General features: G+C 67.6%; 12 protein-coding genes, 1 tRNA gene and 2 rRNA genes. 10 read left to right on the plus strand and 5 right to left on the minus strand.

The window, feature by feature from the left end:
* The 4 genes from rrf (QNO03_RS13665) to QNO03_RS13680 form a co-directional block, all read left to right on the plus strand.
* Positions 1 to 111, plus strand: a 5S ribosomal RNA gene (rrf, locus tag QNO03_RS13665); the annotation flags it as partial.
* A 238-nt stretch (positions 112 to 349) separates the two neighbouring features.
* Positions 350 to 466, plus strand: a 5S ribosomal RNA gene (gene rrf, locus QNO03_RS13670).
* 101 nt (positions 467 to 567) lie between these two features.
* Positions 568 to 1,212, plus strand: a complete 645-nt coding sequence (locus tag QNO03_RS13675) for a TMEM175 family protein (RefSeq protein ID WP_289603711.1) — start codon at positions 568 to 570, stop codon at positions 1,210 to 1,212.
* A gap of 79 nt (positions 1,213 to 1,291) precedes the next feature.
* Positions 1,292 to 1,379, plus strand: a tRNA-Ser gene (locus tag QNO03_RS13680).
* Between the two features lie 59 nt (positions 1,380 to 1,438).
* Here QNO03_RS13680 and QNO03_RS13685 read toward each other — a convergent pair.
* Together QNO03_RS13685 and QNO03_RS13690 are read right to left on the minus strand one after the other, a co-directional pair.
* Entirely contained in the window at positions 1,439 to 3,910 is a 2,472-nt protein-coding gene (locus QNO03_RS13685; protein ID WP_289603712.1) for an ABC transporter permease, read from the minus strand.
* 1 nt (position 3,911) lies between these two features.
* The gene (locus QNO03_RS13690; RefSeq protein ID WP_289603713.1) at positions 3,912 to 4,667 is read right to left on the minus strand and encodes an ABC transporter ATP-binding protein; all 756 of its coding nucleotides are present in this window, start codon (positions 4,665 to 4,667) and stop codon (positions 3,912 to 3,914) included.
* Positions 4,668 to 4,821: 154 nt separating this feature from the next.
* Here QNO03_RS13690 and QNO03_RS13695 point away from each other — a divergent pair, with 154 nt between their 5' ends.
* The 5 genes from QNO03_RS13695 to QNO03_RS13715 all read left to right on the plus strand — a co-directional run bounded on the left by QNO03_RS13695 (position 4,822) and on the right by QNO03_RS13715 (position 10,617).
* Positions 4,822 to 6,111 (plus strand): sensor histidine kinase, encoded by a 1,290-nt coding sequence (locus QNO03_RS13695; protein ID WP_289603714.1) that lies wholly within the window; start codon positions 4,822 to 4,824, stop codon positions 6,109 to 6,111.
* Positions 6,099 to 6,743: a response regulator gene (locus QNO03_RS13700; RefSeq protein WP_229951351.1), complete on the plus strand. Its 645-nt coding sequence runs from the start codon at positions 6,099 to 6,101 to the stop codon at positions 6,741 to 6,743. The genes QNO03_RS13695 and QNO03_RS13700 overlap by 13 nt, the downstream gene beginning before the upstream one ends.
* 96 nt (positions 6,744 to 6,839) lie before the next feature.
* Positions 6,840 to 7,670, plus strand: a complete 831-nt coding sequence (locus QNO03_RS13705; protein ID WP_289603715.1) for an SDR family oxidoreductase — start codon at positions 6,840 to 6,842, stop codon at positions 7,668 to 7,670.
* Between the two features lie 34 nt (positions 7,671 to 7,704).
* Positions 7,705 to 9,384, plus strand: coding sequence for a class I adenylate-forming enzyme family protein (locus tag QNO03_RS13710; protein WP_289603716.1), 1,680 nt, complete (start codon positions 7,705 to 7,707; stop codon positions 9,382 to 9,384).
* Positions 9,385 to 10,617, plus strand: coding sequence for a beta-ketoacyl-[acyl-carrier-protein] synthase family protein (locus QNO03_RS13715; RefSeq protein WP_289603717.1), 1,233 nt, complete (start codon positions 9,385 to 9,387; stop codon positions 10,615 to 10,617). It begins immediately after the preceding gene.
* A gap of 348 nt (positions 10,618 to 10,965) precedes the next feature.
* Here the strand turns inward: QNO03_RS13715 and QNO03_RS13720 are convergent, their stop codons facing one another.
* The gene (locus tag QNO03_RS13720) at positions 10,966 to 12,030 is read right to left on the minus strand and encodes a phosphatase PAP2 family protein (RefSeq protein ID WP_289603718.1); all 1,065 of its coding nucleotides are present in this window, start codon (positions 12,028 to 12,030) and stop codon (positions 10,966 to 10,968) included.
* 88 nt (positions 12,031 to 12,118) lie between these two features.
* On the minus strand, positions 12,119 to 12,817 hold the full coding sequence (locus QNO03_RS13725) for a DsbA family protein (RefSeq protein WP_289603719.1): 699 nt from the start codon (positions 12,815 to 12,817) through the stop codon (positions 12,119 to 12,121).
* 102 nt (positions 12,818 to 12,919) lie between these two features.
* On the opposite strand from QNO03_RS13725, the gene QNO03_RS13730 reads away from it, so the two are divergent.
* Entirely contained in the window at positions 12,920 to 13,816 is an 897-nt protein-coding gene (locus QNO03_RS13730) for a LysR family transcriptional regulator (protein WP_289603720.1), read from the plus strand.
* Positions 13,817 to 13,883: 67 nt separating this feature from the next.
* On the opposite strand, the gene QNO03_RS13735 is transcribed toward QNO03_RS13730, so the two are convergent.
* Positions 13,884 to 14,477, minus strand: a complete 594-nt coding sequence (locus tag QNO03_RS13735; RefSeq protein WP_289603721.1) for a GNAT family N-acetyltransferase — start codon at positions 14,475 to 14,477, stop codon at positions 13,884 to 13,886.
* Between the last annotated feature and the right edge of the window lie 8 nt (positions 14,478 to 14,485).

Raw genomic sequence — 14,485 nt, forward strand, 5'->3', positions numbered from 1 at the left:
GGTCATAGCGTGGGGGAAACGCCCGGTCCCATTCCGAACCCGGAAGCTAAGACCCACAGCGCCGATGGTACTGCATCCGGGAGGATGTGGGAGAGTAGGTCACCGCCGGACAATATTTGTTCAGAGGGTCAGGTCCGCACCAATGGTGCGGGCCTGACCTGTTTAAGCGGCACTGTCTTTCCGGGCCTGCTCGACCAGGCCGATTCAACCCCGCCGATTCAACCCCGCCGGCCGGAAGCTATGGGATAAATAACAACCTCCCGAAGAGCGGCCGGTTCGGTCAAAGCAACCCCAGACACGTTGTAGAATAGAAGAGTACTTCCCGCCGCACTGCGGCCGGGGCAAAAGTTACGGCGGTCATAGCGTGGGGGAAACGCCCGGTCCCATTCCGAACCCGGAAGCTAAGACCCACAGCGCCGATGGTACTGCATCCGGGAGGATGTGGGAGAGTAGGTCACCGCCGGACATCCTTTATAAATGAAGGCTCGCACACTGATGTGCGGGCCTTCATTTGTTTAACATCCCGGCACTCCTGACCGCGGCAGCCACGCGCGCAACAATGGGCCTGTGCCCGGTGTGAGCAGGAACCAGCTGTACAGGCGGGAGTTCAACTCAGGACCCGATGTTGACCGCACCGCATTCTTCAGTGATGCCGTTTTTGCGATCGCGATGACTCTGCTGGCTGTGGGGATCCAGGTTCCCCGGGTCCCGGCGGACCAGCTCGGTGAGGCTGTAGCCGGGCAGTTCCGGGAGTTCGCCGCGTACGCGCTCTCCTTTGTTGTCACGGCCGCGTACTGGCTTAGTCATCACCGGCTCTTCCGCAGCCTGCGCGGTTTCACCCAGAGCCTTCAGCGGCTGAACCTGTTGCTGCTGCTGTTTGTGGCCCTGATCGGATATGCCACGGATGTGTTGGCGTTTTATGCTGACGAAGCGGTCGGCGTCGCCATCTATGCGGGGTTGCTGGGCCTCACCGGAACGGTGGACACACTCATGTGGCTCTACTGCAGCCGCCGGGGCCTGTTCCGGGACGGGTTGCCGCCCGAGTTGCTTCGCACGGCCTGGATCCGGGCGGGAATCGCTCCCGCCGTGTTCCTGCTGTCCATCCCCATCGCCTTCCTGGACGAGGATGTGGCGAAGTACTCCTGGCTGGCCATGGTGGTCATCAACCTCCTGGTCGGGATCCATGACCGCAGGCCATTGCCGGGTCTCTAACCCTGCTTGTACCACCCCCGATTCGTTGGTTTGGCCCCGTGTCGGGTAGTCTTATATCTGCTTCTACGGGAGCAAGCCTGGAGGATTCGCCTAGCGGCCTATGGCGCACGCCTGGAACGCGTGTTGGGTTAACGCCCTCGGGGGTTCAAATCCCCCATCCTCCGCCAGAGCAAAGAAACACCCCGGTCCTCGGACCGGGGTGTTTCTTCGTTAAGCCCCGCCTGCGTTACGGCCGGAGTGCGGTGCGCGTGGCTACCGCGATGGATCCCAGCCCCAGGGCCGCCGTCGCACCGGCCAGGCCGAGGTACACCGCCGGCACGATGGTGGGCAGCGGCATCCCCGAGACGCTGACGGCAATGCCCATCAGCGGGGGAAGGGCCAGGACGGTACCGATGACGATGGCAGCCGCGACGATGAGCAGGGACTCCGCTCCCATCATGCGCCGCAGTTGGGTATCCGAGGCGCCCAAGGTGCGCAGCAGCATCATTTCCGGCCGCCGCCGTGCCGTAGCCATCACGAGAGTGTTGACCACGGAGACGGCCAGGTATCCCAGCAGGACCAGCATGGCGATGATGGAGACCCACTTGTCGGCGTTCCGCTCGGCCGCTCCGGCGGCACCGAGTTCCTCCTTATCGAGCAGCGTCAGCCCGAGTCCGCTGACCGCGGTGGCCAGCTCAGCCGGATCGGTCTCCGGCTCCGCCGTCACCAGCAGGTAATCGTTCAGTCCGCTGGTGGTGTGGCTGCGCAGCGTTTCATTCGCCACTGCGACATCGCCGAACCCCAGCCCCCGCTCGTACGTGGCGACGACGACGGCGGTCGCCTCGGTTCCGTCGCCGTAGTAGAACTCGAAGTCCTCACCCACTGCCGTACCCGCTTCCCGGGCCAGTTCCGCGCTCAGCGCCACGGTTCCGTCGTCAGCCAGCCGGTCCAGCGACCCTTCCCGTACAGAGAGGTCCAGTGTCCCGTTGACGTCCTGTGCCGCCAGGCCTTGAATGGCGTAGGGCTGGACGCCGTCCTCCATCCCGGCGAAACCGGCCTTGGCCAGGATCGCGGAACGGGCCACCGGTGAGGTCGCCTCCACCCCGGGCAGCGCCGCCACCCGGTCCGCCAGATCAGCGGAAACCCCGGATCCCGAAGCACTGACCAGGTACCCGGCCACCACCCCGTCGCGGGACTGCCGTTCGGCTTCCGATTCCACGGTGGCCGGCATAAAGAACTGCACCGATCCAAGGGCAATGGCCAGGGCCAGCGGAACAATCCCGGATGCCAGCCGGCGCGGGAACGCGGAGGCGTTGGCTTCAGCCAGGGCCAGCGACGCGGAGGGGCTCCGGCGGACCAACGGCTGCACCAGTTTCAGCGCCCCCGTAACCAGCCAGGGGCCCATCAGCCCGGTGCCGATGACCAGCAGCAGGATGCTGGAGGCCGCGGCGGCAAGTCCTGCGGTGCCGGGGACTGCTACCGGCGCCAGGGCCGCGACGAGGCCGGCGGCCAGCAGGGAAACCCCGGCGATGACCCGTCCGCGGCCCAGTTGGGAGGCTTCCGTGACGGAGTCCCGCAGGGCATCGGTCGGCGCGGCACGGACCGTACCTCGGGCGGAGACCAGGGAGGCACCCACGGCTGCGGCAATGCTGATGGCCACGGCGGCCAGTGCCGGCAGCGGGCTGAAAGCCAGCACAAAGTCTTCCGGAATTACGCCGGCAGCGGCGAACCGGCCGCCCAGGAACCAGGCGAGCAGGAAGCCGGGTGCAGCGCCCAGTACCGCGGCAGCGCCGGACACCAGCAGGACTTCACGCACCACGATGCCCAGGGTCTGGTTGGCTCCGGCCCCCACGGCCCGCAGCATGGCGAACTCGCGCCGGCGTCCCATGATGGACAGGGACAGTGTTCCGGCGGTGACAAACACGGCGGTCATCACGGCCACCCCCGCCAGCGAGCCGCTCAGCAGCAGCAGCGTTGACCGGGCCGCGGACCCGCCCAGGTTCTCCACATCTCCGCGGCGGTCACCGGTGTAACCCACGACGCCGGCCACCTGCGCCTCGATGTCGGCGGAAAGCTGCTCCGGGCGAACACCGGGCTCAGCCGTCACCCCTACCGTTGCCACCGTCTCGCCGTGCGGCCAGAGGGCCTGCGCCCCGGCGGTGCTGAGGAAGGCGGCAGGGCCGGAGGGCCCGGCGCCCGCGTCCGCCGCAACTAGGCCGGAGACGGTGTACTCGGACGGTTCGCCGCCGTGGCTGAGCACCAGGCGGCCGCCCGGAGCCACACCGAAGGACTCATCGACCACGACGTCCGTCAGCTTCATTGGTGCGTCCCCGGAGGTCAGCTCAAAGGGAGCCAGGGCAGCGGAGTCCCAGGCCGACGCCGAAACAGCTGTTCCGTCGGTCGTGGCCAGCGGCACGTCAATGTTGCCCACCGCCCGGTCCACGCCGGGGACGGCCGCAATCTCCACGACCGCGTCCGCGGGGAGCAGGACCCGCTCGGCGAAGGGGGCGTCCATGTCCTCAACTACGGGATGCGACTGCGGCGCCCCCACAACGACGTCGGCGCCCTGCATCCGCTGCGGGGCGATGCCGCCGCGGGTGCCGGACTCAATGAGGACACCCATCGCGGTGATGAGCGCGGCGCAGAGGAACACGGCCACGAAGACCCCGGCGAAACCGCCGCGGTGGTGCCGGATGGAGGCTTTGGCAAGTGTCCACATGTTAGCGCTCCCCAAGGGTGGCCATGCGTTCGCTGACGTCCAGTGCCGTGGCACCGGTCAGGCTGCCGTCGAGTCGTCCATCCGCTAGGAAAATGACGGTGTCGGCGGCGCCGGCGGCCACGGGATCGTGGGTCACCATCACCACCGTCTGGCCCAGGGCGGAAACCGTGTGCCGCAGCAGGTCCAGCACCTGGCGTGCGGTGCCCGAATCCAGGGCGCCGGTGGGTTCATCGGCGAAGACGGCGTCGGGCCGGGTGATCAGCGCCCGGGCAATGGCTGCGCGCTGCTGCTGCCCGCCGGAGAGTTCCTGGGGTTTCCGTTCGCCCAGGCCCGCGAGTCCCACGGCCTCCAGCACGTAGTCGAGCCAGACCTTGTCGGTGCCGCGTCCGGCCAGCAGCAGCGGAAGCGTCACATTCCGCGACACGGTGAGCTGGGGGAGCAGGTTGTAGGACTGGAAGACGAAACCGACGTGGTCCCGGCGGAAGCGGGTCAGGGCCTTGCTGCGCAGCTGCGAAATTTCGGTGGTTCCCAGCAGCACCCGGCCGCGGTCCGGGGCATCCAGTCCGGCCGCGCACTGCAGCAGCGTGCTTTTACCCGAGCCGGAGGGGCCCATGACCGCGGTGAAGGTGCCGGCCGGAACGGCGAGGGAAACATCCCGGAGGGCCGGAACGGTGGCGTTGCCGGAACGGTAGCTCTTGGACACGCCCTGCAGCTGCAGGGCTGCCGGGCCGGAGAATTCGGAAGCGTCGGTAAACATCGGGTCATCCTTTGGTCGAAGCGGTGATGAATGGGGAACCTGCTGTCTTCGACGCTACGGATTGCGGAAACCGGATCCGATACAGCCAGCAGCCCGGTTTGGGGTATAGCTGGCTATACCGACATGGGGAGGGACGCAGGGCATAATTCAACGGGTGAGACTCCCCGACCGCGCCAGAACCCGTATCCGGGATGCGGTGTACCTTGTGCGCGAGGGCGGCTACTGGCTCGTGTCCCTGTCCCTCCTGACGGCCGGGGTCGTGCTGCTTCCGTTCCTGCCCCTGGGCATCGGCCTCTATGCCGTCCCCACCCTCCTGGACGTCCTGGACCGGTTTGCCGCCCGGGCCCAGGACCGCGCCGCAACGTTCTCTTCGGCTGTCATCCCCTTTGACCGGCGCCGCCTCACGGGCCGGTATTCCTTCGCTGAGCTGGCGGCCCTGCTGAGTGCACCCGAAACGAAGCGGGATCTGTCCTGGCTGCTCTTCCACGGTGCGTTTGCCGTGCTGGCCGCGTTGCTGACCCTCGCGCTTCCCTTTGGTGCGGTGCTTTATGTGGTGGCGGCACCGCTGTGGCAGCTCTTCCCGCCGGAAGCACCGCTGGAGTTGACCATCTTCGTCCGGAACTGGGGTGACGCCTTCCTGATGATGCTGCTGGGCGGCGTGTATGCAGCCGCGACGTGGGTGCTGCTGCCCTGGCTCGCGCGCCGGTTCAGCGGGGCCACGCTGGCCATTCTTTCCCCGCGCCGGTACGCGGACCTGGCCCGCCGGATCTCGGACCTTTCAGCAGCCCGCGCCAGCGCGCTCGCTGCCCATGCGGCGGAACTGCGCCGGATTGAGCGGGAACTGCACGACGGCGCACAGAACCGGCTGGTCGGCGTCGTCATGATGCTGGGACTGGCCCAGCGCGCTGCCGAAACCGACCCCGCCGCCGCCGTCCCGTTCATCGGCCGGGCGCAGGATGCCGCAACCGAGGCGCTCGCGGGACTGCGCGCCGCCGTGCATGACATTTATCCGCCGGTCCTGGACGAACTCGGCCTGGGCGGGGCGGCCTCGGCGCTGACCAGCCGCTCGCCCATCCCCACCTCCCTGAATGTGAACGGACTGCTGCGTGCCCCCGCAGCGGTGGAATCGGCGGCGTATTTTGTCCTGGCCGAGGCCCTCACCAACGCAGCCAAGCACTCCGGTGCGTCGCGGATTGACGTGGTCCTGCGGACCGAAACAACCTCCCGGGAGGATGTCCTGGTGATCCTGGTGAACGACGACGGCCGCGGCGGTGCGACGGCGGCCCCGGCCGGCGGCGCGCAGGCTCCGGCCGATGCCAACGGGTCCGGAACCGGGCTGGCCGGGATCGCCCGGCGTGCGGCCGCGTTTGGCGGCAGGCTGCTGCTGAGCAGTCCCGACGGTGGACCAACGAACATAAGGGTGGAACTGCCATGCGCCTTCTAATTGCCGAGGACGACGCCCTGCTGCGGGCCGGCCTGGAACTGCTGCTCCGCGGGGAAGGGTTCGAGGTGGCGGGTTCGTGGGACAACGCCGATGACCTGCTGGCCGCCTTCGAGCCCGGCAGCGCCGATGCCGCCGTGCTGGACGTCCGGATGCCGCCGACCTTCACCAATGAGGGGCTGCGGGCCGCCCTGGAACTCCGGTCGCGGGTGCCCGGTTTCCCGGTCCTCGTCCTCTCCGCCTACGTGGAGGACCGCTACGCCAGCCGGCTGCTGGCCTCAGGTGCCCAGGGTGTGGGCTACCTGCTGAAAGAACGCGTCGGCAACGTGGGCGAGTTCGTGGACGGCCTGCGGCGGGTGGCCGGCGGCGGAACGGTGATGGACCCGGAAGTCATCGCCCAGCTGTTCAGCCGCCGCAGCAACCAGGACCCCATCCGGTCCCTGACCCCGCGGGAATTCGAAGTGCTGGGGCTCGTGGCCGAAGGGCTGGGCAACACCGCCATTGCCTCCGCGATCTCCGTGTCCGAGACCGCGGTCAGCAAGCACATCGGGAACATTTTCGCGAAGCTCGGGCTCGCCCAGTCGGACAGCGGCCACCGCCGCGTGCTCGCGACCCTCGCCTACCTGCGCTCCTGACCCGTTCCCCTGCGGCCTTTTCACAGCGGGTCTTGTTCCCGGACGGTACCGGTGACAAGGTGTGATGCACTACAGCCGGGCGCAGGAGGAACGCACGTGGAACACAGCGGCGGAAAGGTAGCGCTGATCACCGGTGCTTCGCGGGGGATCGGGCGGCGCGTGGCCGAGCGGCTCGCGGCGCAGGGGACCGCCGTCGTCGTTAGTTACCGCCGGAACGCGGAACTGGCCAAGGACGTGGTGGCCCAGCTGCAGGACCTGGGCGGCGGCGGAATCGCGGTGCAGGCCGACGTCGAGAACCCCGAAGACATCGTCCGGCTCTTTGACGCCGCCGCGGAGGAGTACGGCCGGCTGGACTATTTCATCAACAACGCCGCCGCCGCCGCATTCAAGAACGTGGTGGACCTGAAAACCCACCACCTGGACCGGGCCTACGCGGTGAACGTACGCCCGTTCGTGCTCGGCGCACAGGAGGCGGTGAAGCTGATGGACGACGGCGGGCGGATCGTCGCGCTCACCAGTTACGGAAGTACCCGGGCCTTCCCCACCTACGCGGCCCTCGGCTCCTACAAGGCCGCAGTGGAATCCTTTGTCCGTTTCATGGCGGTGGAATTCGGGCCCTACGGCATCAACGTCAACGCCGTGAACGGCGGCCTGATCGAGTCCGATTCGCTGGACTACTTCTACACGATGGACGGCATGGCGCCGATGGACAGCGTCATCTCCCGCCTGCCCAAAGGCCGTCCCGGCACGGTCGACGAAATGGCCGCCAGCGTGGAGTTCCTGCTGTCACCGGGCGCCGAATACATTACGGGCCAGGTCCTGGCGGTCGACGGCGGCCTGTCGGTCATTGCCCCGCCGTTCCACGCCGACGCGTCCGGCCCGCCGGTCGCCCTCCCGGACCGGCCCACCCGGGGCCGCAGCCGGTAGCCCTCCCCGCCGCATGGAGTGAAAGGAAGCATCAGTGAGCTACGATCCCGCCCGCTACCGGAACTACTTTGAACACTCCCTGACCTACGCCGCGGGCTTTCGCCGCAATGTGTCCCGGTATGCGGACCGCGTGGCCCTGGCCGATCCGCCGTCGGGCCGGGAATGGACCTACGCCCAGCTCGGCGACGCCGTCGACTCGGTGGCCCGCGCGCTGGCCGAACGCGGTGTGGGGCGTGGGGACCGGGTGCTTTACCAGCTCTACAATGGGGTCGAGTTCGCCCTGCTGTACCTGGCCACCCAACGCCTCGGTGCGGTCAGCGTCCCGGTGAACTACCGGCTGGCACCGGCCGAGACCGCGCACATCCTGAAGGACAGCGACCCTTCGGTCTTCATCGTCGACGCCGAGCACACCGACGCCGCGGCGCAGGCGCTGGAACTCTCCGGGGTTTCCCCGGTGGTCCTGGTGGCCGGCGGCAGCGAGGCCGGGCACTGGGGGATGGGCTCGGGGCAGCTGGGACAGGATTTCGACGCCGCCGTCGACGCCGCGTCCGGGGACCTGCCGGACCTGCCCGCGGATTTCTCCACCTTCGAGGAGAGCACCCGCTTCTACACTTCCGGGACCACCGGCATGCCCAAGGGGGTGCCGCTGCCGTCCATTGCCGAGCTGATGAGCGCCCACGACGTGATTATGCATTTCCCGCTCAGCCCGTCGGACCGCACCCTGAACATGACCCCGTGGTTCCACCGCGGCGGGCTGCACTCCGGCGGGCCCAACCCCCTCTTCTACATCGGCGGGTCCGTGGTCCCGATGCGCAGCTTCAACCCGGCCACGGTGCTGGACTGGGTGGGGGAGCAGGGACTGACCTACCTGATCGGTGCGCCCACCACCCTGGAGATGATCGCCGTCGAACAGGAAAAGGACCCGCGGAACCTGGACTCGCTGCGCGGCATCGTCACCATGGGGGCGCCGCTGGACCGGGCTGCGGCCATCCGGTACCAGGAGCTGCTCACCCCGCGGATCTTCAACGGCTACGGCACCACCGAGGGCTTCTGGAACACCTTCCTGCGGCCGGAGGACCTCCCGGCCCACGCCGGCAGCGCGGGACGGGCATGCACGGACGACGACGTCGCCGTCATCCGGGTCTTCGAATCCCGTCGCGGTCAGCCGCACGAACTGGCTGCCCGCGACGGCAGCGAAATTGGGGAGGTGATTATGCGCTCGCCGAAATCCGGGTTCAGCTACGCCAACCTGCCCCATGTGGAGGAGGAGAAATTCCACGACGGCTGGATCTACCCCGGCGACATGGCCACCTGGGACGCCGAAGGGTTCCTCACCATCATGGGGCGGACGGATGACATGATCATTTCCGGCGGGGAGAACATCCATCCGGTCCAGGTGGAAGCGGCCCTGGCAGACCATCCGGGTGTCCTGGACTCGGCGGTGGTCGGGGTGCCGGATGAGCGGTGGGGCCAGCGCGTGGTGGCGTACGTGGTGCGGCGGGACCCGGAGCTCGACGCCGACGGGCTGGACGCGTTCTGCCGGGCCCACCCCGGGCTGGCCGACTTCAAGCGCCCCCGGGGCTACCGCTTTGTCGACGACGTCCCGTTGACCGCGACAGGAAAGAAGATGCATTACAAGGTGGCCGACGCCGCGGCGCAGGACTGGCTGGACGGCCGGATGGATGTTCCGGCACCTGCGCGGAAGGCGGAATAGATGGACGAGCGTGTGGTCATCACCGGCATGGGGGCGGTGACCCCGCTCGGCAACACCTGGGGCGAAACCTGGGCGGGGCTGAGGGACGGGCGCAGCGGGATCGACAAGATCACCGCGTTCGATGCCTCGGAGTTCCCCACCCGGATTGCGGGGGAGGTGAAGAACTTCGATCCTGCGGCGTACCTGCCGGTCAAGCGGCTGCGGCGTTCCTCCCGCGCTTCGCACCTGGCGGTGGCAGCCTCACGCGAGGCGGTGGCCGACGCCGGACTGGGCACCACGTTGGAAGACACGGACGCGGCGGTGATCATCAACAGTGCGGTCTCCGGGTATCCGGAAATCTCCGCCGCCACGGAAATCTTCGGCCGCGACGGGCTGCGCCCGATCAGCCCCAGCTTTGTCGCCTCGTCCCTAACGAACATGCCGGCCTGCGAAGTGGCCATCGACCTGGCGGTCCACGGACCGGTGAACGCCAGCGCCCTGGCCTGTGCCAGCGGTACGCAGGCTCTGCTGGAGGCCCGGCGTACCCTGCTGGCCGGCGACGCGGACGTGGTGGTGGCCGGCGGCACGGACGCTGCGATCACTCCGGTGATGTTTGCCGGGCTCAGCGCCATGCGCGGCCTGTCCCGGAACAACGAGTCACCCCAGGAGGCCAGCCGTCCGTTCGACGCCGACCGCGACGGTTTTGTCTTCGGCGAGGGGTCGGTGGTGTGCGTGCTGGAACTGCTCAGCCATGCCCGTGCCCGCGGGGCCGAGGTCTATGCGGAGCTGCTCGGCGGTGCGCTGACGTCCGATGCCTTCCACATTGTGGCCCCGCACCCGAGCGGGCAGTACGCCGCCGAAGCGATCTGCCGCACCCTGGACCGGTCCCGGCTGAATCCGGAGGACGTGGACCTGGTCTGCGCGCACGGCACCTCCACGCAGGCCAATGACCGGACCGAAACCCTGGCCCTGCACACCGCCTTCGGCGGGCACGCGCCGTCGCTCGCGGTCACGGCCCCCAAATCCATGACCGGGCACCTGATCGGGGCGGCAGGCACGCTCGGATCCCTGCTGTGCGTGATGGCCATTGTCGAGGGAGTCATCCCGCCCACGCTGAACTACACCACTCCGGACCCGGAGTGCGACCTGGACTATGTCCCCGGAACCGCGCGGGAAGCACCGGTCCGGTACGCCGTCACCAATGCGTTCGGGTTCGGCGGGCAGAATGCTGTTGCTGCGTTTGGAGCCGTGTAGGCGGGGGCTGTGCCGGTGGGAGCGGTGCCGGTGGCACCGCCGGGCGCCGGTGGGCGCCTGCGGGCCCGGAACGGCGGCAACGAAATTTCCGCGCTCGCAGAGCTCGCGGGAAATATTAAAGCCGCCTTCCTCCGGGCCCTCCGGTGCCCTCTTGCCCGGCCCCCCGCCGGAGCCGTCTTGGGCCCACTGCCGGCCCCCTCTTGCGCGCCGGAGCCGTCTTGCGCGTCTTCTGTACAGCTCATGCTGCCTGGAAGGTCGGTAGGGGACATGAGCTGTACACAAGGCAGCGCAGGCCGGGTGGCGCCGTCGTGCGGGGACCGTAGGGGGCCGGAAGTTACCGCACCGGAGTTAGACCCCGGCGGTCTCGAGCTGCGGAAGCTTCTCTTCCGGTTCCGGCTTGAGGGGGGCTCCGCCGCCCACTGCCTTGGACGCCAGCCAGACGGAGATGCCGCCGAGGGCGAAGCCTGCGATGCCGTCCACTATGTAGTGCCAGCCGAAGTACACGGTGGCCAGTGCGGTCAGGACCACGTAGGCCCACAGGACCCAGCGCACCACCTTCGGGAGGCGGGTCAGGTGCGCTACCAGGGCGGCCGTGAAGACGATGGAAACGTGCAGGGACGCAAAGGCGGCAATCCCGTGCACATCGTTCGTAGCGAACGGGTCGGCGAGGACCTCAATGCGGTTCTCGTAAAGGCTTTCCTGCAGGCCGCTGACGGCGGTTTCGGGCAGGTCCGTGAAACGCTGCGGTTCGGCGTAGATCGGGCCCAGGGAGGGCAGTGCGTAGTAGCTGACCGTGCCCAGGATCCAGTTGAAGGACAGTGCGGTGGCGTACCAGGCGCCGCGGCGGAGGTTGTCCGACCAGACCAGGCCCGCGGCCAGGGTCGCCGGAACAAAGACCATGTACGCCATGTAGACGGCAGAGAGCACGTCGGCGGTGATGCCCGTGCCGAGGACGTCCTGCAGCAGGTCCCCGGGATGGGCGCCGAAGGCAAACCACTCGTCGGATTCGATCAGCATGCCGTCTGTGAGGCGTTCCTGCAGGAAGGGCAGGAAGCTCTTGAAGTTCCGGTAGGACAGGTACGCGAGGTAGAACGTGATCAATCCGGCTACCGCGACGCCCAGCCGGGAACCGGACCATCGGGTGCGCAGCACGTCCCAGACTGCCTTGCCCAGACCGCCCAGTTCCGACCGCCGGGAGAAGGCGCGGGGGACGACGTCGACCGCGATCATCAGCAGACCAATCAGCGGCAGGCGGATAAAGCTGGGACCGAGGAAACCATCCGGGTCACGGATCGGAAGGTCGGCCCACACTGCTGTGGCCAGCATAAGCACGGTGAAGACAACGGAGACGCAGAGCGGGACGCCGAAGAGGCGGCGCCAGGCAGGGCGGACGGAGCCGGCTTCGATAGTCATGAGACATTTTTATCCCAAGATCGGTATAAACCTGTTATCGAAGCCCCCCAGTCATCAGTGTGCTTTCGATCACACTTTCGGCGACTGCCTAGTTGGGCAGGGCGGCGTCCAGCTGTTCCTGAATGGCACCGTAGTCAACGGCGTCGAGCTCCAGGATCCGGTTGTCGAGGATCAGCGAGGGAGTACCGGGCAGCTGGAGGTCCTGGGAGTCCTGCAGATCCTTGTTCACCCGGTTCCTGATCTCTTCCGAGGAGTAGTCGGTGCGGAACTTTTCCGTGTCCAGTCCGAGGTCCTCGGCGTAGGAGACGAAGGCGTCCTCTGCCTCCTCCGCGCTCAGGGTCTTCCAGTCCTGCTGGTGCTCGAAGATCGATGCGGACATTTCCTCAAACGCGCCCTGCTCCGCTGCGGCTTCCGCAGCTTGTGCGGCCGGTGCGGCGTTCGCGTGCTTCGGCAGGGGGTAGTTCCGCACCAGGATGCGGACCCGGTCTCCGTAGTTGTCCTTGACCTCTTGGATCACGCTGTCCATCTGCGCGCAGTAGGGGCACTGGTAGTCGGTGAAGAGAACGAGCGTGGCCTCGGGGTTGGCCGGGTCGGTGATGGCCTGGGCATCGGAGGGTGCCACCTGGTCCATTCGGTCAGCCGGGACGGTGACCTCTGCCGACGGGCTGGCCGATGCTTCCGCCGTGGCGGTGTCTCCCGACTGTCCGGAATTCGACGCCGTACAGGAAACCAGGCCGACGACGGCGAGCAGCCCGGCAATCAGCAGGGCGAGGATGCTCTTGCGCATAGTTCCTTTCGGTGAAGTGTCGGGGGTTGTTCTTTTCGATGTTCCCACCGGATCGGACGGCGGGGTAGCCCGCAATCGGGCATGGGTTTATATGCTTTTGATATGGCTGAAGCATGGCCGAACCTTCAGGTGCTGGATCTGTTCGTTGCCGTGGTGGATGAGGGCAGCGTCGGTGCCGGTGCCCGGAAAGTGGGCATGGCCCAACCCAACGCGAGCCGGGCCATTGCCGAGTTGGAAGCGGAGGTGAAGACGCCCCTGCTTGAGCGCAGCCCGCGCGGTTCGGCACCTACGGCGACGGGACTCCTGCTGGCCGATTCCGCCCGGGAACTGCTGGAGGCGGCGCGGCGCTTCACTGAAGTGGTGCACACCAGGGGCGGCAGCGAGCCGTTGGAACTCAGGCTGGGGGCCAGCAACACCATTGCGGAAACACTGCTGCCTGTCTGGCTCGCCGAATTGAAACGGCGGTTGCCGGAGGCACGCGTTGATGTTCAGGTGCAGAACTCGGCGCAGGTGATCCAGGAGGTGCAGCAGGGCACCCTCCCTTTGGGATTTGTGGAGACACCGAACCTTCCAGCTCAGCTCAACGCCCAGGTTGTCCGGGAGGACGAACTGGTGGTGGTGGTTCCCCCGACCCACGAATGGGCCAACCGCTCGGGCCGGATCAGTCTGCAGGAGCTGGCGGAGACACCCCTGGTGGTTCGGGAGCCGGGGTCGGGGACGCGGAAAGCGCTGCAGGAAGCACTGTCCGGGTGCGACGTCGTTGAGCCCGCCCAAGTGCTGGGCAGCAATGCTGCGGTCCGGGTGGCCGTGGAAGCAGGAGCCGGTCCGGCCGTGTTGAGTGAATTGGCCGTGCGGAACCAGCTCGCCAGTGGGGAACTGCTGCGGGTTCCTGTCGAGGGTGAGGGAATCACCCGTCCCCTGACGGCCATCTGGTCCGGTCCCCGCCGGCTGACTGGAGTTGCTGCCGAGCTGGTGGCGGTGGCGGCCGGGGAACTGTAGCTGTTCCCGGGGGACGCGCTGGCTGTACGTGCGGTGCGTATAGGCGGTGTGCCGCAGGCCAGCCTGTTCACCCCGGTGTCAGCCGCAGGGCCGGTTGGACGGTCTTGCGCATCACGGTCTTGCTCTTGCCGATGTGGCGTTCGAACGTGAATCCTGCCTTCTCGAACATGGCGCGCGTGCCGTTGTGGAGGAACGAGGATGACGTTCTTTTTCCAGGGGTGAGTTCGTTGGGGAACGAGACCACCTCGCCTCCTCCGGCCTGCGCAATCAGGTCGAGCGCACCGTCCAGTGCCTCTCTGGCGACGCCGGAACGCCGGTGGTCGCGGTCGACGAAGAAGCACGTGATGCGCCACGGTGCCGGCCTGGTCTCGCCGGCGTCGTACTGCTTGCGGTGGTAGATCCCCGGCAGCTCGACCGGACTGCCGTACTGGCACCACGCGATTGCGTCGTCACCGTCGAAGACGAGTGCGGCGTGTGCTGCGCCTTCCGCCACGAGCCGCTGTTTAAACGTCGGCCCGTTGTAGTCGTTTTTGACGGTGGTTTCCGTGTTGCCGTGGAAATACGAGCAGTAGCACCCACCCCAGACCCCGTTGTGCTTCTGCGCGAGGGCAAGCCACGCCGGAAAGGTCTCCGGAGTGAGCGGCTTGATCACGTGCGGCATGCCTTGCC

The organism is Arthrobacter sp. zg-Y877 (genome assembly GCF_030373105.1).
Taxonomy (GTDB): domain Bacteria; phylum Actinomycetota; class Actinomycetes; order Actinomycetales; family Micrococcaceae; genus Arthrobacter_B.

Bases quoted from the DNA above. Each gene is read 5' to 3' on its own strand.
- QNO03_RS13685 (WP_289603712.1), bottom strand. From the start codon at position 3,910: ATGTGGACACTTGCCAAAGCCTCCATCCGGCACCACCGCGGCGGTTTC.
- QNO03_RS13690 (WP_289603713.1), bottom strand. From the start codon at position 4,667: ATGTTTACCGACGCTTCCGAATTCTCCGGCCCGGCAGCCCTGCAGCTG.
- QNO03_RS13700 (WP_229951351.1), top strand. From the start codon at position 6,099: ATGCGCCTTCTAATTGCCGAGGACGACGCCCTGCTGCGGGCCGGCCTG.
- QNO03_RS13715 (WP_289603717.1), top strand. From the start codon at position 9,385: ATGGACGAGCGTGTGGTCATCACCGGCATGGGGGCGGTGACCCCGCTC.
- QNO03_RS13720 (WP_289603718.1), bottom strand. From the start codon at position 12,030: ATGACTATCGAAGCCGGCTCCGTCCGCCCTGCCTGGCGCCGCCTCTTC.
- QNO03_RS13725 (WP_289603719.1), bottom strand. From the start codon at position 12,817: ATGCGCAAGAGCATCCTCGCCCTGCTGATTGCCGGGCTGCTCGCCGTC.
- QNO03_RS13730 (WP_289603720.1), top strand. From the start codon at position 12,920: ATGGCTGAAGCATGGCCGAACCTTCAGGTGCTGGATCTGTTCGTTGCC.
- QNO03_RS13735 (WP_289603721.1), bottom strand. From the start codon at position 14,477: ATGCCGCACGTGATCAAGCCGCTCACTCCGGAGACCTTTCCGGCGTGG.